Source organism: Nitrospira sp. (assembly GCA_030653545.1).
Lineage (GTDB): Bacteria > Nitrospirota > Nitrospiria > Nitrospirales > Nitrospiraceae > Nitrospira_D.
In genome coordinates, this window is record JAURZE010000005.1 from 172,696 (window position 1) to 194,192 (window position 21,497).

Here is a 21,497-nt window from a genome sequence, read left to right on the forward strand (position 1 = left end):
CGATCGTCGGCATCGATCGATCAACAGTGGCTGAAAGGAACGGATCATGAGAATCGCGCAAGTCTCTCCGCTGTGGGAAAGCGTCCCCCCAAAATTGTACGGCGGAACGGAACGAATCGTGTCGTATGTCACGGAGGAGCTGGTGCGACTGGGACACGACGTGACGCTGTTCGCCAGCGGAGACTCCCGGACGGCCGCGCGCCTGGAAGCGATCTGTCCGCAGGCGCTGCGCCTGAACACGGGCATCTTCAACCGGGATGCCCCGATGATTATGCTGCAAGAGCGTGCTATGGGCGCGGCGGGCGACTTTGACGTGATCCACTCGCACTTGGATTTCCTGGGCTTTCCCTTGGCCAGAAGAAATGCTGTGCCAGTCGTGACCACCCTCCACGGGCGTCTCGATCTGCCGGAACTGGAGCCGGTGTTTCAAGAATATGCTGAGATGCCGCTGGTCTCAATTTCGGGTGCGCAGCGCATACCGCTGCCCCGGGCGAACTGGCAGGCGACGATACATCACGGGCTGCCGCGCGGCCTGTATTCGTTCCATCCGCAACCGGAAGGATATCTGGCGTTTCTCGGGCGTATTTCTCCTGAGAAGCGGCCAGACCATGCCATCGCGCTGGCCAAGCGGACCGGGCTTCCGTTGCGCATCGCCGCCAAGGTCGATCCCGCAGACGAGCAGTACTACCGCAAAGAGATCGAGCCGTTGCTCGACCATCCGCTCATTGAATTCCTTGGCGAGATTTCAGATGCGGAGAAAAATGACTTTGTCGGGAATGCCCTGGCGCTCGTCTGCCCCTACGACTGGCCGGAACCCTTTGGGCTGGTGTTGATCGAAGCGCTTGCATGCGGCACGCCGGTGTTGGCCTACCGGCGGGGATCGATCCCCGAAGTCATTGATCACGAAGTCACGGGCTTTGTGTGTGAGACACCGACGGAGATGGCGGAAGCAGTCGGGCGGCTCCCACTGATCGACCGGCGGCGTTGCCGGTCGGCATTTGAGGAACGGTTTACCGCCGATCGCATGGCGCGGGATTACGTCGCGCTGTTTGAGCGCTTGATTGCACAGAAATCCGCACAGGTTTCGCCGCGCACCAGTTCGAAGACCTCACGGCAGCCCATTGAGGATCCCTCCTCAGGGCGGCGTTCCGACGGGTCCTTGCGCATCGCCGGAGGCCGGCATGCCTGATGAATTCACCGAGAAGGTGGATGCCGGCCCCGCTCAGGGCACCTCCCGCGGTTGGGAGTTGCTCAGAACCAGGGACTTCGGTTTCCTGTTCGCCGGCCAGACGATCTCTCAGATCGGCGACAGCCTGAACAAAGTGGCGCTGCTCTGGTTTGTGTACGAGCTGACCGGCTCGGCCCTCAAGATGACGGTTGTCGGCCTGCTCCAGACGCTGCCGCCGCTACTCTTCGGGGCGCTGATCGGTGTGTATCTGGACCGCGTCAGAAAGAAGCCGGTAATGATTGGGGTCGATCTGCTGCGGACCCTGCTGATCCTGCTTATCCCCTTACTCCACTTGGCAGGCGCCTTGACACTGGAGCGGCTCTATGCCCTGGTGTTCGTCAACGGGATCGTCTCAACCATCTTCGGCCCGGCTTTGGCCTCCGCCGTCCCGTTGATTGTGCCCAAAGACCGGCTTGTCGCCGCCAATGCCTTGATGCAATCGACGACCAATATCGGGCTGCTGGTGGGGCCTGTGATTAGCGGGGTCGGGATTGCGATGGTGGGAGCCCAAAACGTGCTATATGCGGATGCGGCCACATTTTTGCTCTCCGCGCTGTGCATATTGCCCATCAGAATTAACGAAGCACTTCCCTGCGTGAACGGGGAGAGAAGAGGCTGGACAGACGGTGTGGGGCAGGACCTCCTTGCCGGGTTTCGCTTCGTGTTTGTTGAACAGAAGACGGTCCTGCTGTTGATGCTGACCGCAGCACTGTACAGTGTGGGAGTCAGCGCGTTCGTCTTCCTGCTTCCTGTCGTCGCGAAAGAGGTGCTGGGAATGGGGCCGATGGAGCTGGGCTGGCTTTGGTCATCGCTCGGGGTCGGGATGTTGATTGCCTCGCTCTGGCTCACGTCCACTACGCATGGGAATGTGTCCCGGCGGCTGCGCCTCATGGCGGGAGCCTTGGCTGTCGGCGGATTTGCCGTCGGTGCGCTCAATATTTTTCAGGCCCCCCTGGTGGCAGGCGCTTTGATTGCGGTGATCGGAGGCAGCACTGCTTTGTTTACTCCGCTCGTCTGGACTATGCTCCAAGAGCTGACGCCCGCCCATATGCTGGGTCGTGTGTTTACGAGTTTCGCGACCGGCGGGATGGCCGCGTCGATGGCCGGAATGGCGGGGTTCGGATGGGCCGCCGACGTCATGGGGCCAGGCGTCAGTCTCGCAGGCATCAGTTTGATTCTGTTGACGACTGCGGTGATGGCGGGAGTGTTCAGCCGACACAAGCCGTCTGCGCCGAGTGTGACGGCGGCTCACGGGTCCGGGACCTTCTCGCCCCAACCGGTCGCGGCCTCCTGACGAGGCCGCGTCGGGAACCAATTTCTACCGTATTTAGGCACACTATGAACACACCGGCAAGGTTGGCGATAAAGGGTGCTTCACGCACGAATGTATGGTCAAGCCGACTGTTTTTTTTCACATGGGCAGGAGGTTGCCTCCTGTCTGTGCTAGCCGGCACCGCGTGGCCGGAGCAGTCCGACAAAGAAAAGGGACCTGACAAATCTCCCGCTCAGCTGCATAATACCGGGCCGTCTCAGCCTCCTGTTGAAACCCAGCCTGCTCCCCCCAAACTTTCCGGTGAAACCAAACCGCAACCCCGCGTCACCCCTCCCGCGAAGGCCGACGCTCAGCCGGAGCACGATGTCAAGGAGAAAGAAACCTCCAAGAGACCGGTAGGGTCCCTTATTCTTACGGTCAAACTCGCGTTGCTGGCCGATTCCAGGCTGTTCCACTATGAGCTCGATGCCGAGGAGGATGAGCAGGCAATCACGCTGACCGGGCGCGTCTCAAGCGAGGAGGAGAAAATCATCGCCTCGGATGTTGCCCGCTTGGTTCCGGGAGTCAAAGCGGTCGCCAACAAGCTTGAGGTGTCTAAGGACCTTTCACGGGCGCTGGTCAGGAAGCTGGACGACAATATTACCGTCCTTGTCAAAGAGCGGTTCGCGAAAAGCGCCACGCTGAAAACGGCGAACTTCGACGTGAAAACCGATGAAGGCATCGTGTCGCTGAGCGGGGTTGTGCGCTTTCAGGTCATTGTTCTTGAAGCGGCTGAGGCGGCCCGGCACGTGCCGGGAGTCAGGGCCGTCAAGACAGAGAAAGTGCGGCTGGAGGGTGAAGGCTAATGCCGGGCCGTCTCGGCCCTGCGCCATCCACCGCTCCCGCTCGTCTCCTTACGCATCGTCCCTTGCTGCTGACCCGCGATTTCGGACTGGTCTGGTCCGGACAGCTGATCTCTCAAATCGGCGACGGCATTTCCAAGCTGGCCCTCTTGTGGTTCGTTTACGCGATCACCGGCTCGCCGCTCAAAACTTCCATCATCGGTCTCCTCCAGACCATCCCGCCGATCGTCCTGGGTCCGGTCATCGGCGTGTATGTGGACCGGCTGCCGAAAAAGCTCCTCCTCATCGTCAGTGATCTGCTTCGCGCGTTGTTGATCGGGCTGATTCCTTGTCTCATCCCGGTTGAGTCGTTTACGGTCACCGTGCTCTACGCGCTGGTTCTGCTGCATGCCATTGCAACCGCCGTGTTCGGCCCCGCGCTCACGGCCGCGATACCAGCCATCGTGCCCAAGACGCAATTTACCGCAGCCAATGCGCTTCTGCAGGGCACCACCAGTCTCGGGATCATCTTCGGTCCGGCGCTTAGCGGGCTGGGGATCGCAGCCTATGGATCGCAGGAAGTCCTCTGCTTGAACGCTGCGACCTACATGGTGTCGGCGGGCTTCCTGCTGTTCGTGCGTTTCGCCGATCCTCTTCCGAAAGGACTCCCTGCGGTTGCATCGACGACCCTGCTGGAGGATCTACGCGAGGGGCTGCGCTACAGCATCGTGAGCCAGCCGCTCATTCTGTTCTTGACCGCGACGGCGGCGCTGTATACCTTCGGCACCAGTGCCCTGACGGCGCTCTTTCCCGTGTTCGCCAGAAAACTGCTCGACTTAGGTCCGGTCGAGGTCGGCTATCTGTGGTCGACGTTAGGCGTGGGTTTGCTGTTCACGTCGGTCGGGCTCCTGCGGATCACAGACTGGACGCTCAAGGAACGGATGCGGCTGATTGTCGCCACAAGTGTCTTGAGCGGCGTTGCCATCTGTGCGCTGACCGTGACGCCCGATCCATACCAGGCCGGTTTCTTAATGGCCGTGATCGGCAGCGGGATGGGCGCGTTCACGCCGATTGCCTGGGGCGTCATTCAGGAACTCGCCCCCAGCCATATGCTCGGCCGGATACTAGGGCTATACGGAACCGGCGCCATGATCGCTGCCATCATCGGCATTTCCGCATTCGGATGGATCGCCGAACGGCAGGGTCCTGAAACCGGCCTTCTTGGAATCGGCATGGTGCTGCTTGTGACCGGACTGGTCGCCGAACGGATGACTCGCAGAAGTGCGACGCACCAAGGGAATGGTTCATGAACGACGTCATCCGCTGGAATGACAACTTCTACATTCGCGCATCGTCCTCGATGGCCGACGACCGCGTGGAGGTCCTCAAGCAGGGGGAGACGTTTGCCGTCTTCGATCGGTGCGGCGATATTCGCCCGATTCTCCCCGGTCCGCAAGGCCTCTACCATGAAGGGACGCGCTTCCTGTCCCGCTTCGAATTCTCGATCGGAGACCAACGCCCGTTGCTCTTGAGTGCGGCGGTAAGGGAGGACAATGCGCTCCTCACGGTCGATCTCACCAACCCGGACATGATCCGGGATGGACGGCCCCCATTGCCTCGCGGGGCGGTTCACCTCCGCCGAATGAAGTTCCTCTGGCAGGGAACCTGCTACGAGCGCCTCTGCGTGCATAATTACAGCCTCGCGGAAATTCCATTGACGCTCTCATTCGCCTTTGATGCCGACTATGCGGATCTGTTCGAAGCGCGAGGCCGCCAACGGACGCATCGGGGCCACCGCCTAGACACAGTTCAGACAGGCGACGGACTTGTGCTGGCGTATGAAGGACTGGACCACAGGGTCCGTCGTACCTATGTGCGTTGCACACCGGTCCCTGCGCAAGTGACACCGGATTGTTTCGTTCTCGACGCGCAGCTGGCACCCGATGCCGATGCCATATGGGATCTCACCATCGCCTGTGAAATCGAGCCGCGCCGGCCGCAGGCGTTCCTCTCCTATGAGCAGGCCCGCGTCGCGGCGGATCACACACTGCAAGAGGCCGCGTCTCGTGACTGCCACATCTATACCTCGAATGAGCAGTTCAACCACTGGCTGAATCGATCAGCCGCCGATCTCCACATGCTGATTTCGGAAACCCCGGAAGGCCTCTATCCCTATGCCGGCGTGCCCTGGTTCAGCGCCCCATTCGGTCGGGACGGGATCATCACCGCATTGGAGTTTCTCTGGGTGAACCCGGGCGTCGCCCGAGGCGTCCTGGCCTACCTCGCCTCCACCCAAGCAACGGAGGTGCGTCCGGAACAGGATGCGGAGGTCGGAAAAATCCTGCATGAGACGCGCGGCGGGGAAATGGCTGCGTTAGGGGAAATTCCGTTCGGTCGCTACTATGGCAGCGTGGATGCCACGCCGCTATTCATCATTCTGGCCGGTGCCTACTATGAACGGACCGGCGATCGGACATTCGTGCAAGCCCTCTGGCCGAACATTCAACTCGCCTTGCATTGGATCGCGCAGTATGGCGATCCAGCCGGGACTGGATTTGTCACGTATGATCGCCGGTCTTCCAACGGACTGGTGCACCAGGGGTGGAAGGATTCCCACGATTCTGTGTTCCACGCGGACGGCACTTTCGCAAGCGGACCGATTGCGCTCTGCGAGGTTCAGGCCTATGTCTATCAAGCCAAGAGGAAGGCGGCGGATTTGGCGCGTCTCGTCGGGGAGGTCCATCAAGCCGAGACGTTGCTGAGGGAAGCTGAATCTCTCCGCGAGCGGTTTGAGGGCGCTTTCTGGTGTGAGGAGCTCGGCTCCTATGCGCTGGCTCTGGATGGGCACGGCCGACCCTGCCGCGTTCGCTCATCCAATCCCGGCCATTGCCTGTTTGGCGGGATCGCGGGACCTGAACGAGGATTGCGCGTCGCACGATCCTTGCTCGCCGACGAATTCTTCAGCGGCTGGGGCATCCGGACGCTCGCGACATCGGAACGGCGGTACAACCCCATGTCTTACCACAACGGGTCGGTGTGGCCTCACGATAATGCTCTCATTGCTGGCGGTATGGCTGCGTATGGGTACAAAGAGGGCGTCATCAAGATTCTCGCCGGGCTCTTCGATGCCAGCCTGTTCCTTACGCTCCATCGAATGCCGGAGCTCTTTTGCGGGTTTGCCCGGCGCTCCGGAGAAAGCCCGACCCTCTATCCGACTGCCTGTGCTCCCCAGGCCTGGGCCGCCGCCGCCGGATTTTCCATCCTGCAATCCTGCCTGGGCCTGCAGATCGACGGCGCGCGCCGCCGGATCTGTTTCGACCGTCCGGTACTTCCCCCGTTTCTGGAGCGGGTCGAGATCCGAAACCTCTCGGTCGGAAGCGCGCACGTCGACCTGATTCTGGAACGGCATCAGGAAGACACGATCATGACCGTCGCCAGGCGCGACGGCGATGTAGAGATCTCGGTGGCGAAGTAGCCGACCGCCGTCAAGGCCGGTCTTCATGGTAGGGCACTGTGTCGATCGCCTGGTGAGCAGGAAGGGAGTCATGCGATCGTTGCCCCTTCGACCATTGCACCATCTTCTCCATGCACAAAGGGGTGCCGCTGTCGGCAACTGGCGTAGTGAGGGGCCTGCTGGCAGGCAAGACGGTCCATTGACTCGAATAATTCACGCCGAACGTTTTGCCGGCATTATGGCGCCACGGCTCGCTACGATCCTATCTCTTTCAGCTGCATCATCCGTGCTTCTATGATTTGCCGGCTGTAGTTTTCAGCACGCCGTTGCGGGGCGAATGCATCGCTGTGAGGTGGCTTTCAGCGTTTTTTTGGGGAAGCCCGTCGTCGGGTTTGGTCGAGGGACGCTCGGAAGCGGCGCCCGCTGCCATTTTGTCGTGATCACGATTTCGCGGTAATGGACAGTTGCCGATGCGGGTAGGCTGGGAAGGATCTTTGCCGCAGGACGCTCCGATGGCATGACGCCTGACCGGTGCCTCCCCCCTGGGTTGCGGAGACTGTTCGGACAGTCTCCTGACGGCATGAATGCGCGGGCCTGTCCCCCCAACCGATAGGATATGAAAGGACCATCATGTCAATGCCGCTCATTCCACGCTGGGTGTTTGTTGCCGCCGTATTGATCGCATCCGTTCCTTGCGCAACCCTCTTCCTCAATCATTCGGTCGTGAAAGGAGTAATCGTAGAACGTCTGAAGACCGATACTGGGATCGAGATCACCGATCTTCGCATCCGCCTCTTCCCGAGGCTCGTGATTGAATTCTCGAATTTGGTAATGCGGGACGATCGGCAGCCGGATGCGACCGTTCGCGTCCGTCAGGGCTCGCTTACGTTGCGTGTCCTACCCTTGCTGAGAAAGCAGGTCGCCGTCGTCAAAGTCGTCGCGGTCGAACCACAGTTCGTCCTCCGGAGGGATCGGGAGGGAGGTTGGCATGTTCCACTGGCCGGCGAGCCAGCACCGGCGGCACCCGGCCGCGAAGGGGGATTCCGGTTGCGGTGGCTCCTTCCTGACCTTCAGCTGACCGGAGGGAGCATCCTCATCGTGGACGAGCAGGGGCGGGAGACGCCCCACGAACTGAGAATCCAAAACGTGAAGGGGGAGCTGGACAGCGATTTTCTGCGAACCGAGGCGGAGCTGGCACTCACGGGAGAGGTCGACGAAGCCGGAGCGCCGGCTGCGATGACGCTCGCGGGGACTCTCTCCATGGAGGCGCTCTCCGCATCCTCCGCGATATTCGATGCCGACCGGCCTCCGGTTCGATTCGAGGGCTCCATCACGATTGACCGGTTCGATCTGGCGCCATGGATTCATGTGCCCGACAGGCCTGGTTCGCGCGAGGAACGGCCGTGGCACGCAGACCTGTCTGCCCGGGTTCTCGTCATGCCGGGGGGTGCGGGATATGACACGGAGATATCTCATGTCGAGGCGCGAATGGATTGGGTGGTTGTTCGCGGCCAGGGACGGATTCAGGACCTCGGCGCGGAGCATCCCGCCTATTCGGCAACCCTCTCGACGTCGCTGGTCGGGCTTGAGACTGCTCTGCGGCTGGTTCCGAGCGCGTGGATTCCTCCGAGCGTCCGCTCGGCCGCCAGCGAGCATGAATTGACGGGAACGCTCGAACTTGTATCTGCAACGCTCAGCGGGCGAATGGATCGGCCGGAACAGGGAGACTGGAAAGGGGTAGCCAAGCTCTCGCAGGGAGGCGGGCTGTTCGGACCCGACCGGACGCCCGTCCGGAACCTGTCGGGCACCGTGTTTTTCGGTCCGGCTCGGGTGGATGCGATGAACCTGGCAGGCGGCGTTGGGGCGTTGCAGGTCTCGGACGGCACGCTGGCGCTGTCTCATCTGGATGTGCAGCCGGCTCTCGATCTTCAATTGACCGGCACTGGGAAGATGCGGGCCCTGTTCGAGCTGCTGCGGGCCTTCAGCGGAACCGCCGCCGGCGTGACGGCGTTGAACGCGATTGCGGATCCGAAGGGGGATGTGCAGGTGTCGATCCATATCGCCGGGCCGCTTGCGCCGGTTCCGCACATCGATCTCGTCAGGGCCGAGATGACCGTTCATGATTTTGGCGCGCGTCTTCCGGAGTGGAACCTTTCGGCTGAACATCTTGACGGAACCGTTGGAATTACGCCCGGCTTCATAGAACTCAAGCATGTGCGGGGGAGTGTGGGGGCAATCCTTTTCGATGCTCAAGGCGCCGTGCAGTTGGGAGCGACGCCTCGCTTTGAGGATGTGACTGTGGAGATGTCCTCCGAGGGGGCCGAATTGCGCCGGTTTCTGTCAGCGAAGCTCTCCGTGGCGTCCGATGTCCTGCTGGAGGGACCGACCCATGCGACCGTTCACTTGTCCGGTCCTGTCTCCTCTCCCGGGTGGAAAGGCCGCATCGACATGACCGAGTTGGAGGTCGTGGTGCCGCCCGCAATCAGAAAACATCGCGGCGTGGCCGCGGCGCTGGAAATCGAGGGGACGCTGATAAAGGGCAACCGGCTGGCGGCACGCCGTCTTGCGCTAGTGTTGCCTCTGGCCCGTGTGGAGGGGCAGGCGGATCTGCGCCTGGGAAACCGGCCTGATTTCACCGTGCGTGTGAAGGTGAGCCCTCTTCCGCTCGCCAGACTGGCTGAAGGGTTCACCATACCGCCCGGGACAGAGGGAGTGTTCCAGGGCGCGATCACGGTGACGGGGCGCGGTTTGAATTGGCGCTCGTGGACTTCGTCAGGGTTCGTCGAGCTGCACCAGGGGGCGATCACGATTGACGGCCTGCGGGATCGGTTGCGGGAGGTGTCGCTCCGGGCGCAGGCGGCGGGCCGCGACGCCATGATCGAACGGGTGTCGTTCAAACTCGGGGACAGTGATGTGATGGTGCGGGGACTGGTGAAGAACTGGGCGACGCGTCCGGTACCGACACTCACGGTGGAATCCTCACGCCTCGATTTCAGCAGGCTGTTTTCGGACGGCGGCACGGCAGAGCCCGACGACGGTTCGCGCGATCGAGTTCGGCAATGGGCTCAATCCGGTCGCGCCGAGATCACCGCGCTGGTCAGGCAAGCCCGGTACCATCGGCTGCTGTTCACGATGCTTTCCGGTCATCTTCACGTCGGCGAGGGGAAGGCAGAATTCGCGCATCTGATCGGAGAGACTCCGCAGGGCAATCTCTCCGGGCGGATCGTGGCAACCATCCGGCCTCGAATGCCGATCGAGATCGAGGCCGAGATGAAGATCGACGGGATGCCGGTGCACCAGATCCTTTCGATCATCGACCCGGAGGCGGAGCCTCTCCGGGGGTTGCTCTCGTTGACCGGAGGTCTGCACGGGACGCTGTCCTCAGCCGCTCCCTTTCTCGGCACCTTGAACAGCCGCGGTCCGTTGACGCTGCGTCTCGACAAGGGGCGTGTTCTGCACGGCACGGTGCTGCCCAAAGTGCTGAAGGTCCTGAATCTGCCGGCTCTGCTGAAAGGCAAGGTGGATCTCGATCATGACGGGATCCCGTTCGACTCGGTCACGGCCACCGTCACGGTACTGGACGGAGTATTAACGTCTCGGAACATCGTGTTCGACAGTCCGTTGGTGAAGATCACCGGGGCCGGCACGCTTGATCTTCCGGCGGATGAACTCGATCTGGCCATCGCGGTGAGTCCGCTCGGCGCCTATTCCGATCTGATCGGCAAGATCCCGCTGTTCGGTCGGCTGCTCGCGGGCGATCGCCCCGGATTGTCCACGGCCCTGTTCGAAGTGAAGGGCCCTCGGAGCGATCCCGATATCCGGTATCTTCCGCTTGAGTCCATCGCCAAGGGGCTGACAGGCTATCCCCGCCTGGCCATCGACGTGCTGACGAACGTGTTCACGCTTCCCGGAAAACTGCTCTCGCCGGACGCGCCATAAGCAGTTCTGGAACGATCTCAGGAGCCGTAGTCTGCGAAGAGTGCAGTAGTTCCAGTTCAGATTCAGCCACGATTGGTCAGATACTCCTATGTTCGGGCTATGCCTAAATCGGGCAAGATCGCCGACGGCCATTGGGGGACAGCCGTCTGGTCCGATGTGGTGGTAGTCAGAGGGATCGCTGTTGTGTCGGTTGTCCAACAGCGGTGTCTTTTCACGCAGGCGGAGACGCCGTATTTGTTCCAAGCGCTTGCCGATGTCTGAAAGAATCTCTCATTTCCGGAGGGATCGCGCGGGAAGTACTCCCCTGGTGTAAGCATTTTCGGTGTGCTAGCTTGCTGATATAGAGGAAGAAGATTTTTCGGCGATTGCCGGTTTCCACAACATTGATGGGAGGTGTGATTATGCGCAGACAAGCGTCCTGCATTTCTGTCCCGATGAAAGCCATTGGCGCGTTTGCCAGCATTCTTCTCGCTGCCGCCTGTGCCGGTCCCATGACCACGAGGACCGGTGCTGTGCACGACATCAGAGTCGCTGAAGGCCCGGAGCCGGCAGACCTGGTCGTAAACCCGGGCGATGAGGTCCGATGGGTCAACTCGCGGACACTTCCGCTGCGCGTCGATCTGGTCAACGTGAATTCGGAAGATGTGTCCTGTCAACATGGGTTTTCCAATCTGTTCGGCATGTACAGGGAGTTGGCCACGATTGAGCCGAATGGAACCGCCAGCGCCTGTTTCTCGAAGGCCGGGGTAGTGCAGTACAACTTGCGGATGGATTCGGCGCTTCCTGGGGGGCGAAAAATCGTTCCCGGTATCATCAGGATCGGATCCATGGCGCAGTAAGTCTCATTCGGATGATCCGTGGAAATGCATCCGGAAGAGAGGAGCTGGATGCTCAGCGCTGACGCGCAAGTCCGGTTCCTGAGGCGTACCGCAGTTGGGCGCTAACGGACATTGTTCGGTGTTCACCACAACTTCCAACAGCAGCTGATATGTATCCGGATCGTTCTCATCCGACGGGAGCGATCCGGATGCCCACTGAGCTGAGCCCGCCGGATCGACCCCGATCCGGCAGCGGTCTTGATGGTGCTCTTGTTTAAGCCGGCCGGGTGGAGGATTATCGATTCATGGGGCGCCGAGTTGAAGCTGCACCCGAAGACTGGAGTCCTCGATGGCTCCTGTTGTGGAGAGGGACTCTGTATTCTTCGAGCTGTTGCAGCGTCTCCCGGATGGTCGGGATACCAGTCTGCAACCGCTACCATTAGATCGAAAGGAGACGGCGATGCGACAGCCTGCAATGGCAAGCGCGGTTTTCATCTCATTTCTCGTGACGGGCTGCGTGAGTACCGGCACCCACACCCAGACTCTGGAGGAGCTGGAGGGCGCGAAGAAATCCGCGGCAATATTGGAGGCCGACAAGAAACAGGCGGCGGTTCGGGTCGCAGCGCTGGAAGCCGACAACGCCAACCTGGCCCAGGACCTGGCGGCGTCCCAGGCGGCGGGCAGCCGGACCGGCCAGGCCCTTGCCACGTCCAATCAAAACCTCGATCGGGCGCTGGCAGGACTGCGCGACCGTGAGGAGGACGCCAAGAAATCGCAGGAGGAGGCTCGACAGGCGCAGATCACGTCGGGAGAATTGCGGCGGGAGCGGGATCTGCTCCGGGTGAAGGCCGACGATCTCGAACGGAAGCTTCAGACCGCTCAGCACGCGCAAGCGGCCTCGGCCCAAGCGGTCACGGAGGCCAATCAGCAGATTGCCGCGTCGGAGAAAGAGAAGGAACAGGTGGCGGCAGCGTTGCAGGCGGCCGAGAACCACGTCCGGGATTTGACGACGAACCTGAATGCGGAACAGGGCAAAGTGGCCGCGCTCCAGCAGGACAAGCAGAGACTCCTCGGTGGCACGACGACGGCTCAGGACGAGATCGCCCGGCTGCAAAAACGGGCCGGCGAACTGGAAACCGACGCCGCCCGCGTGAAGGATTTGGAGAAACGGCTTTCCGAGCGCGATCAGCAGATCGGGACGTTGCGCCAGGAGGCGACGGATCGCCATATCCTCGCCGCCAAAGCCGCCTTGTTGGCGGAAGAGCTGGAAAAGAACAAACAACGGGTCGTGGGGCTGACGAGCGAGCTGGCCAATCTCGGCGAAGAGGCGGCGGCCGCGAAGCAGGAGCGGGACCGGCTGCAGGCGACGGTGGAGGAAGAGCGTGCGCGGCTGAAAGCCGGAGACGCGGAGCGAGCCCGGCTCGAGCAGGAACGGGCGGCGAAGGAAGCGGAGATCGCCCGCCTGACCCGCACCCACGAGGATCTGACCAATTCACTCAAGGCGGAAATCGAGAAGGGGGATATCAAGATCAAGCAGGTGCGCGACCGGTTGACGATCAATATGGTGGATCGGGTGCTCTTCGATTCCGGCCAGGCGCAAGTCAAGCCCGCCGGCCTGAAAGTCTTGAAGCAGGTCAGCGACGTGCTGAAGAAGGTGACGGATAAGCAGGTCCGCATCGAGGGCCATACGGACAATGTGCCGATCGGCGTCAAGCTGCGGGAAAAGTTCGCGACGAATTGGGAGCTCTCCACGGCGCGCGCGACCAGCGTCGTGCGCTATCTGATCGAAGAGGGCGGCGTGGACCGCACGATACTGGCCGCCGGCGGCTATGCCGATACCAGGGCGGTCGACTCGAACGACACCGACGCCGGCAAGGCCGCCAACCGGCGCATCGAAATCGTGCTCTATCCGAAGGATCTCACGGATTTGGCTGGAACGATCAAGTGACGGAGCGTGTTGCAGGCCGGTCGTCCGACGGGCAGAACAGCGCTACGATGATGTTGTGCAGCGCAACGAAGGAAGCCGAGACCTTTACGAGGCGGTGAGGAGATGGTCTCCGGTGTCGTCAGAATCGGCGAAGTGAAGTAGGAGCTCTTGTTGAAGACATCTGGCGGTTGGACCATAGCAGCAAGAGGGAGCCGGATGTCTGGAGAGCTGCAGGATCCGGCTCTCCAGCGAGTTCCGACAGCGGGCACGTTGCCGAATAGGAAGTGTCCGATGGGTCTTAAGGACGCAGATCAGGACTAGATGGAAGCTCAGTTGAGGGAATGGAGTGCCAGAATCGGTCAATGGAAGGCCAAGGCCGATCAGGCTGAAGCCGGCGCCAAGATTGAGTACGACAAACAGATAAACGAGGTGCGAGCCAAGGTCGATGCCGCTGAGGTGAAGCTCCACGAGCTGAAGGCGTCGAGCGGCGACGCGTGGGAGACGCTCAAGGGCGGTGTGGAGCGCGCGTGGACCGACCTCAAGACTGCCGTCAACGGAGCCCAAAGTTTCACAAGCCCGCGTGCCGGTCCACGACCCCGGCGCCGTCTGAAGGATGGGTGAGAATTGATCATGGGGAGTGGGAAGAGGACTCACGCAGTGGGAGGACGCATGCAAGTGCTCGTTGTGGATGTGGGAGGCTCCAGCGTCAAGATACGGGTGTCGGGAAGCCGGGAGGTTCGCCGGTTTTTGTCCGGGCCGGAACTGACGGCAGCGCAGATGGTGGCCGGCGTGAAGCGGGCCGCGCAGGACTGGCGGTACGACGCGGTGACGATCGGCTATCCCGGGCCGGTTCGCCGGGGCCGGGTGCTCGCGGAGCCGAAGAATCTGGGGTCCGGCTGGATGAAAGTTGATTTCAGCCGCGCGTTCGGCCGGCCGGTCTTGCTGCTGAACGACGCCGCCATGCAGGCTCTGGGGTGTTACGCAGGGGGCCGGATGCTGTTTCTGGGGCTCGGTACAGGGCTGGGCAGCGCGGTGATCTCGGAGCATGCCGTCCTGCCGATGGAGCTCGGGCATCTCCCGTATAAAAAGAGACAGACGTTCGAGGACTATGTGGGATATCGTGGGCTCAAGCGATTGGGGCAGAAAAAGTGGCGGCGCGCTGTCGCCGATGTCGTGGCGCGCCTCAAGGACGCGCTGGTGGCCGACCATGTGGTGGTGGGGGGCGGCAACGCGAAAAAACTGCGGCGTCTTCCCGAGGGCGCGCGGGTGGGTCATAACGCGTACGCCTTCGTCGGGGGGGAACGAGTCTGGGACGCACGGTGGCGCGAAGACATCGAGCCGGAACCGCCGTCCCGATCACGGAAACGGCGAGTGATGAAGAGGACGTAGTAACCAAACCAAGGAGGAACTGATGCAACTGCGGATATATGCGCTATGTGTGACTACTGTGGTGTTGATGTCGGCCAGCCTGGCGGTCGCCGCCCCGGAAAAGGATCCGCTGAAGACGCGCGTGCCGGCGGCGCAACTGGAAGAAGCGAAGAAGCTCGCCACCCCGTTGTTCAAAGACGCCAAGAGCGCGCCCCAGAAAGTGGTGGAAGAGGGGAAGGTTCTCTATGAAAGCAAGGGCACCTGCTTCAACTGCCATGGCAAGAGCGGCAAGGGCGACGGCATGGCCGGCGCCATGCTTGATCCGGGAGCGCGCGATTTCACGAACTGCGCATTCCAGAAGGCGCGCACGGATGGGGAGCTTTTCTGGGCCGTCAAGAACGGCGTGCAGGGAACGGGGATGGTGTCCTTTGCGCCGGGAATGGTGACGGAGGAAGAAGCCTGGAAGATTCTTGCCTATGTCAGAAGTTTCTGCGGAACGAAATAGGACGGACGAGGATAGACGATTGCCGGAGGTTTGCCTATGGATCCGCTTGGATTGCTCGGTCTGCTTGCCATCATCATCGGGGTGATCGGAGTGGTGGTGCTCTTTAAAGGGAAGAAAAAGAGGAGAGGAGCGCGGTCTCACCCCCATGCCTAACGGGTCCGGAGGATGGATTGATATTACCGTTCCTCTCCGCGACGGGATGGTCCGCTGGCCGGACAATCCACCGGTGCGTGTGACGCGCGTGCAAGACCTGGAACGGGGCGACGACTGTAACCTGACCGAAGTTTCATTCGGAGTTCATACCGGAACCCATATGGATGCCCCCCTGCATTTCATCCGGACCGGGCAGGGCATGGAGGCCATGCCGCTCGAGGCCGCGATGGGGCCGGCCCGGGTGATCGAGATCAAGGACAGGGAGTTGATCAAGCCGGATGAATTGCGGCCGCATCGAATACGGCAGGGCGAACGCGTGCTCTTCAAGACCCGCAATTCTTCCCGGTGTTGGAAGACGGACGCCTTTTGTAAAGATTTTGTCTCCATCAGCGAAGAGGCCGCGTTTTGGCTGGCCGAGCGTCGTGTGCGTACGGTCGGGATCGATTATCTGTCGGTCGCTGGTTATGTATCGGACACTGCGGCCATCCATCGCGCCTTGCTGGAGGCGGGCATCTGGATTATCGAGGGATTGAATCTATCGTACGTGCGGGCCGGCTCATACGAGTTGCTCTGTCTACCGATCAAGATTGCGCGAAGCGACGGCGCGCCGGCCCGTGCGCTCGTGAAACCCATGCGTACCAGACAAACTAAACAAACCAGGTAGACCAAACAGACGAGACAACCCAGACAAAAGAGACAGACCAGATAGACCATGATTCACACGCTCGTTATCCTCGGCGCCTCCGGCGATCTGACGTCGCGGTTTCTCATGCCGGCCATCATGCGCCTGTACCAGTCGGCACAATTGCCCGATGGGTTCCGCATTGTCGGGCTCGCGCGCGATGACTGGGATACGGAGCAGTTTCGGCATCACCTGCGTGAGAAACTGTCGGCATTCCCCTTCAATGCCGTACCCGCTTCGCGCGAGGCCGTGCTCGCGATGAAGGACTATCGCCGGGTGGATGTGACGGACCGGCAACGACTGGCTGAGGCCATCGGCGCCGGTTCCGATCCGATTGTCATCTATCTTGCCCTCCCACCGGCGCTGTTTGAGCCGACGGTCACAGCACTGGCCGCGCTGGGCCTTCCGGCCGGCAGTAAGATCGTGCTGGAAAAACCGTTCGGCGAGAATCTGGCGTCGGCGCAAGCCTTGAACCGGCTGTTGCACGAATCTTTCCCCGAACGGGACGTCTTCCGGCTCGACCACTTCCTGGGCAAGCAGACGGTCCAAAACATCATCGGGCTGCGGTTCGCCAACCGCATGTTCGAGCCGCTCTGGAACTCACAGCATATCGAACGGATCGAGATTGTCTGGGACGAAACCATTACGGCGGCAGGCCGCGCTTCGTTCTACGACGGCACCGGAGCGCTGCGCGACATGGTCCAGAACCATTTGCTTCAACTGCTTGCGCTGATCGCGATGGAGCCCCTTCACACCCTGGATGAACGGACGCTGCGGGACCGGAAGGTCGATGTGTTCCGGTCGGTCCGTCGATTGTCTACGGAGGAGGTCGTCAGGCAGACGGTTCGTGGCCGGTACGGAGGGGGCAGAGTCGGAGATCAGGAGGTGTGTCCCTATGTCGATGAAGTCGGCGTGGATTCCGGACGGAAGACGGAAACCTTCGCGCAGGTCGTGCTGTCCATCGACAACTGGCGATGGGCCGGTGTTCCGTTCCTGCTCCGCTCGGGAAAGGCCCTGGGGCGCGAGCGCCGGGAGATCGCCATCCACTTCAAGCCGGTGCCGCACCTGGCTTTCGGGCGGGAGTCCGATCCCGAGCCGAACATGTTGAGGATCGAATTAGCGCCGGACCGGATCGCCTTGTCGCTGAATGTAAACAGGCCCTGTGATCTGTTCGACCTCGAGCGGGTCGAATTGGACAGCGCGTTCGGATCGGGAGGCCTGCCGGCGTATGCGCGGTTGCTTCTTGATGTCATGAGCGGCGACTCGATCCTGTCGATACGGGATGACGAAGCGGAGGAGTCGTGGCGGATCGTGGAACCGATTCTCGCGGTGTGGGCCGAGGGGGCCGTGCCGTTGGTCGAATATGCTGCCGGTTCAGACGGACCTCCCGCTTTGCATTGAGGAGACCGGTGATGTCCCTGACTTCCTTGGCCCTCGTCATCGGTGTGCAGGCGTTCCGCCCAAGCAGGATGGATGGATATCGAGGAATGCGGGACAACCCTCATTGACCGGTCCCTTACCCCCAGGAGGTTGCAATATGAAAGAGGGCAGCATCTGCGCATTGTGGACAGGGTTTCGAATCGTCGGTATCGTTTCTAGTCTTGCCGTCGCGGCGTGGGTCGTCTGGGCGCCGACGGCTGTGCGGGAGGCGATGGCCGTGGAGGAGCCGCGCATCGAGATCACCATCAAAGACTTCACGTATAGCCACACCAAGATGCAGCCGATCCGCGCGGGAGTGCCGATGGCGTTCGTTGTTCATAATGAGGACTCCGTCCGCCACGGATTCATCTCGCCGCTCTTTCAGGGCCGATCCGTTCGAGGCGGAGGAGAGGGAGTTGAGGCATTCGGAACAGGCATCGAAGGATTTTACATTGATCCGGGTAAGACGCTGGTGATCCGCGTGACTCCGGACCGGCAGGGGAAAATCACATTCCGGTGCGATTTGCACCCGGATGTCAAAGGGGAATTGTACTTTCTCGATGTTCCGGTCGGCTGACCTGTGGACAGCAGGACCTGCCGGGAACAGCGGAGGCGAAGTACCGCACAGCCATAGCAGAGGAGTGACAAAATGATCGGACAATCCGTGAAGTTGACAACCATCCGCGGCATTGATGTCGGGGTTCACTATTCGTGGTTCATCATCTTTTTTCTCATCACGTTTTCGCTGACCGGTCGGTTTGCATCGGCGCACCCCCAGTGGACGGTAGCGGAGCATTATGCGGTCGGGATTCTAACGAGTCTCCTCTTCTTTTCCTCGATCCTCCTGCATGAACTGGCGCACAGTTTCGTCGCCCTGGCCAAAGGGATTCCCGTCCGTTCAATCACGCTATTCGTGTTCGGCGGCGTGGCGCAAATCGGGCGAGAGCCGGATCGTCCGCTGACGGAGTTCCAGATCGCGATCGCCGGACCGATGGCAAGCGCGCTGCTGGCTGCCGGCTTCTGGACGATCGCCTCTCTGGCCGGCGATGAGTTTGAACGGATCTCAGCGCTCGCCGGCTGGCTCGCGTCGATCAACCTGATGCTGGCGCTGTTCAATCTCGTGCCCGGCTTCCCGCTCGACGGGGGGCGGATCTTCCGGGCTATCCTCTGGCACTTTACCGGTAATCTGAGCAAGGCCACGCGTATTGCGGCAGGTATAGGCCAGACAGTGGGATATGCCTTTATGGTGATCGGCATCTGGACCGGCTTCACCGTGAATTGGTTCAACGGGATGTGGCTGGCGTTCATCGGGTGGTTTCTTCTGAACGCGGCGCAGGAGAGCGTCGTGCAAGTCAGCGTGCGCTCCGCGTTGACCGGGTTGGTGGCGGAAGATGTGATGACGACCGAATGCTCTACGGTGGCGGGGGAGCGGAGTCTGGGCGATCTGGTCGAAGAAGAAATCTTGCGCACCGGTAACCGATGCTTCCTGGTGGTGAACAACAAACAGGTGGAGGGACTGGTGACGCTCCATCAGGTGAAGGCAGTGCCGCGCGAACAGTGGAGCCGGACGCCGGTTTGCGAGGCCATGACCCCGTTGTCCAGGATGCAGGTCGTCGCCCCGGAGACTCCGGTGATGGAGGTGTTGCAGACGATGGAGGAGCGGGACGTCAATCAGGTCCCGGTTATGAGACAGGGTGAACTCTTCGGCATGATTACCCGCGACCACCTGTTGCGGGTGCTCGCGGCGCATGTGGAACTTGGAGAGCGTGAGACGGTCCGCATTGCCCGCCGGCCGGTGCTGCAAGCGTAGGTGGCGGAAAGAGAGTCCATGAAGACTGGGCAATGCCTGGCATCTGTGCATCCAGTTGTTTTCTACCTGTTATGAAGAGAGCCCATCGATGACAGCTCATCAACTTGGGAGGAGAGGCGGGTGGGCGGGCCGGATTGTCCGTCTTGTCTTGGCAGGCGGCATTGCCGCTCTGATCGTGGCTATCTTCACTCCATTCGTCTCGTCGCTCCTGTGGGCGGGAGTCCTCTGCTATGCCCTGTACCCGCTATACACCAGGCTGGTCCTGGCGACCCGCGGCCGCCGCACGTTGAGCGCGCTGGTGATGTGCCTCGTTCTCGCGGTCGGGGTCATCGCACCTTTAGCGTACCTGTCTCTGCTCGTTGCGGAGGACCTGACGGAGGCCTATCGGACTGTGATTGCATCCATGCGAGAAGGGGACCAGTTGTTGCTCGAGAGCTGGCGGAAGGTGCCGTTTCTGGCTTCGTTTGCTGATGCGCTGCAGACCATGGAGCGCCTGACTGGGACTGCTCTGCGGACCAGCATCGCCGAGAATCTGGCCGAGTTGGGCAAGGCGCTCGTGGGGCAGGCAACGCGCGTCGTAACCCATGCTCTGTATGCGCTTGTCCAGCTCAGCATGATTCTACTGTGTGCCTTTTACTTTTTTCGGGACGGGGAGGTGCTGATCCACTGGCTCCGCGCACATTTGCCGATAGCGTCTGCCCGTCAAGATGTGCTGGTTCGGCGGTTTGATGAGGTCGTTAAAGGGGCGGTGTATGGGAACACGGTCATTGCCGTGCTGGAGGGCGTCATCGGCGGGCTGGCCTTTTGGTCGGTCGGGCTGCCGTCCGCGGTGTTGTGGGGTGCGGTAATGGCGATCCTCGCCTACCTACCGCTGTTCGGGGCTGGACTGGTATGGATGCCTGCAGCCGGCTATCTGTTCTGGCAGGGAGCCTATCTCAAAGGAGGCTTCCTGGTCGCGATTGGCGCCGTGATCGCCGTCATGGACTATCTCGTCCGCACGATCTTGGTCGGCGGACAATCGCATCTGCACACATTGCTGGTGTTTTTTTCCGTACTGGGAGGGCTGGCGGTTTTTGGATTGGTCGGGATCATCGCCGGTCCGCTGGTGGTGGCCGTGGGGATCACGTTGATCGAAAGCTACCGGACGGAATCGCCGGCACCGAAGTTTTAGCGCACGGAGGCTTTCGATGGAATGTTCATGGAACGAAGCCGACACGGGATCGTCCTTCTCGTGAGCGCAAGGCGGGCCTTCACCTCGGCATGGCTGATGACCCGTGCGGTGATCCTGAAATTCGACCGGGATTACGGATTATTTCTGGCCAGCGGCCTGGCCTTCAGCCTGCTTCTGTATATGATTCCGCTTGCGCTCCTTGCGATTTCCATTCTGGGCTACACAGTGCTGGAGTCGCAGGAGGCTCTGGAAGAAGTGCAATCCGTCATTCGGCAATTTCTTCCCCGGTCGGAACAGATCTTTGCTGAGCACGTGGGCGCCATTGTCGCCGATCGGGGACTGCTGGGGATCGTGGGATTTATCTCGTTTCTGCTGTTCAGCACGATGGTCTTTGGTTCGATCCGGCATGCGCTCAATATCGTGTTCCAAGCCGGCCCCGCCCGGAGTTTCCTGCGCGGGACGGCCCACGATCTGCTCATGATGGCTTTCTGCGTCGGTCTGCTGATCGTGGCGATCGGCCTCGCGTCGGTGGAGACCATCATCGGCAATCTCGGTGAGCATGTCCCCTGGGCAGGGGCTCTGTGGGGACAGGGCATGCAAGTGCTCCATCAGGTCATCGCGACCATGCTCGGCGGCAGTTTGATCCTAGGGCTCTACCGGTTCTCTCCGGTCAAGACGTTGAAGCTCGGGTCCCTGGGCGTGGGCGCAGGCGTGGCGGTCGTCCTGTTCTGGTTTGCCAGGCAGGGGTTTGCCTGGTACGTGCACTTCGCTCAGGCCAGCATAGCCTTATACGGGGCGTTGGGCGCCTTTCTCTTTTTCTTCGTCTGGCTCTATTACGTGTCGGTGGTGTTTCTAGTGGGCGCGGAAGCGGGCTGGGTCTTTGAACATTGGGAGAGGCCCGATCAGCCGGCGCGAGCGGAACGGTGAGG

Annotated in this window: 18 protein-coding genes; all 18 read left to right on the plus strand. The window is 61.2% G+C overall.

Annotation, left to right across the window (positions count from 1 at the left end; translation table 11 throughout):
* Nucleotides 1-46 precede the first annotated feature (46 nt).
* The 18 genes from Q7U39_01245 (at nt 47) to Q7U39_01330 (ending at nt 21,495) form a co-directional block, all read left to right on the plus strand.
* The gene (locus tag Q7U39_01245) at nt 47-1,189 is read left to right on the plus strand and encodes a glycosyltransferase family 4 protein (GenBank protein MDO9116556.1); all 1,143 of its coding nucleotides are present in this window, start codon (nt 47-49) and stop codon (nt 1,187-1,189) included.
* Nucleotides 1,182-2,522 (plus strand): MFS transporter, encoded by a 1,341-nt coding sequence (locus Q7U39_01250; protein MDO9116557.1) that lies wholly within the window; start codon nt 1,182-1,184, stop codon nt 2,520-2,522. The genes Q7U39_01245 and Q7U39_01250 overlap by 8 nt, the downstream gene beginning before the upstream one ends.
* A 146-nt stretch (nt 2,523-2,668) precedes the next feature.
* Nucleotides 2,669-3,346, plus strand: a complete 678-nt coding sequence (locus tag Q7U39_01255) for a BON domain-containing protein (protein ID MDO9116558.1) — start codon at nt 2,669-2,671, stop codon at nt 3,344-3,346.
* Complete coding sequence (locus Q7U39_01260) at nt 3,346-4,632, plus strand: MFS transporter (GenBank protein ID MDO9116559.1); 1,287 nt, start codon at nt 3,346-3,348, stop codon at nt 4,630-4,632. The genes Q7U39_01255 and Q7U39_01260 overlap by 1 nt, the downstream gene beginning before the upstream one ends.
* Complete coding sequence (locus Q7U39_01265) at nt 4,629-6,797, plus strand: amylo-alpha-1,6-glucosidase (protein ID MDO9116560.1); 2,169 nt, start codon at nt 4,629-4,631, stop codon at nt 6,795-6,797. The genes Q7U39_01260 and Q7U39_01265 overlap by 4 nt, the downstream gene beginning before the upstream one ends.
* A 609-nt stretch (nt 6,798-7,406) precedes the next feature.
* Nucleotides 7,407-10,715 (plus strand): AsmA-like C-terminal domain-containing protein, encoded by a 3,309-nt coding sequence (locus Q7U39_01270; GenBank protein ID MDO9116561.1) that lies wholly within the window; start codon nt 7,407-7,409, stop codon nt 10,713-10,715.
* A gap of 99 nt (nt 10,716-10,814) precedes the next feature.
* Nucleotides 10,815-10,976: a hypothetical protein gene (locus Q7U39_01275; GenBank protein ID MDO9116562.1), complete on the plus strand. Its 162-nt coding sequence runs from the start codon at nt 10,815-10,817 to the stop codon at nt 10,974-10,976.
* A gap of 140 nt (nt 10,977-11,116) precedes the next feature.
* A complete protein-coding gene (locus Q7U39_01280; GenBank protein ID MDO9116563.1) occupies nt 11,117-11,554 on the plus strand; it encodes a hypothetical protein in 438 nt (145 codons plus the stop codon).
* Between the two features lie 439 nt (nt 11,555-11,993).
* Nucleotides 11,994-13,481: an OmpA family protein gene (locus tag Q7U39_01285; protein MDO9116564.1), complete on the plus strand. Its 1,488-nt coding sequence runs from the start codon at nt 11,994-11,996 to the stop codon at nt 13,479-13,481.
* Between the two features lie 300 nt (nt 13,482-13,781).
* Nucleotides 13,782-14,081, plus strand: a complete 300-nt coding sequence (locus Q7U39_01290; protein ID MDO9116565.1) for a hypothetical protein — start codon at nt 13,782-13,784, stop codon at nt 14,079-14,081.
* A gap of 48 nt (nt 14,082-14,129) precedes the next feature.
* Nucleotides 14,130-14,849: an ROK family protein gene (locus Q7U39_01295; protein MDO9116566.1), complete on the plus strand. Its 720-nt coding sequence runs from the start codon at nt 14,130-14,132 to the stop codon at nt 14,847-14,849.
* Nucleotides 14,850-14,871: 22 nt separating this feature from the next.
* Nucleotides 14,872-15,333 carry a cytochrome c gene (locus Q7U39_01300; protein MDO9116567.1) on the plus strand — a complete coding sequence of 154 codons (462 nt, stop codon included), beginning with the start codon at nt 14,872-14,874 and terminating at the stop codon, nt 15,331-15,333.
* Nucleotides 15,334-15,478: 145 nt separating this feature from the next.
* Nucleotides 15,479-16,150 carry a cyclase family protein gene (locus tag Q7U39_01305; GenBank protein MDO9116568.1) on the plus strand — a complete coding sequence of 224 codons (672 nt, stop codon included), beginning with the start codon at nt 15,479-15,481 and terminating at the stop codon, nt 16,148-16,150.
* A 48-nt stretch (nt 16,151-16,198) separates the two neighbouring features.
* Nucleotides 16,199-17,569 carry a glucose-6-phosphate dehydrogenase gene (locus tag Q7U39_01310; protein ID MDO9116569.1) on the plus strand — a complete coding sequence of 457 codons (1,371 nt, stop codon included), beginning with the start codon at nt 16,199-16,201 and terminating at the stop codon, nt 17,567-17,569.
* A gap of 136 nt (nt 17,570-17,705) precedes the next feature.
* On the plus strand, nt 17,706-18,164 hold the full coding sequence (locus Q7U39_01315) for a cupredoxin domain-containing protein (protein ID MDO9116570.1): 459 nt from the start codon (nt 17,706-17,708) through the stop codon (nt 18,162-18,164).
* Nucleotides 18,165-18,236: 72 nt separating this feature from the next.
* Entirely contained in the window at nt 18,237-19,397 is a 1,161-nt protein-coding gene (locus Q7U39_01320) for a site-2 protease family protein (GenBank protein MDO9116571.1), read from the plus strand.
* Between the two features lie 88 nt (nt 19,398-19,485).
* A complete protein-coding gene (locus Q7U39_01325; protein ID MDO9116572.1) occupies nt 19,486-20,568 on the plus strand; it encodes an AI-2E family transporter in 1,083 nt (360 codons plus the stop codon).
* Between the two features lie 27 nt (nt 20,569-20,595).
* Nucleotides 20,596-21,495 (plus strand): YihY/virulence factor BrkB family protein, encoded by a 900-nt coding sequence (locus Q7U39_01330; protein MDO9116573.1) that lies wholly within the window; start codon nt 20,596-20,598, stop codon nt 21,493-21,495.
* The last annotated feature ends 2 nt before the right edge of the window (nt 21,496-21,497 follow it).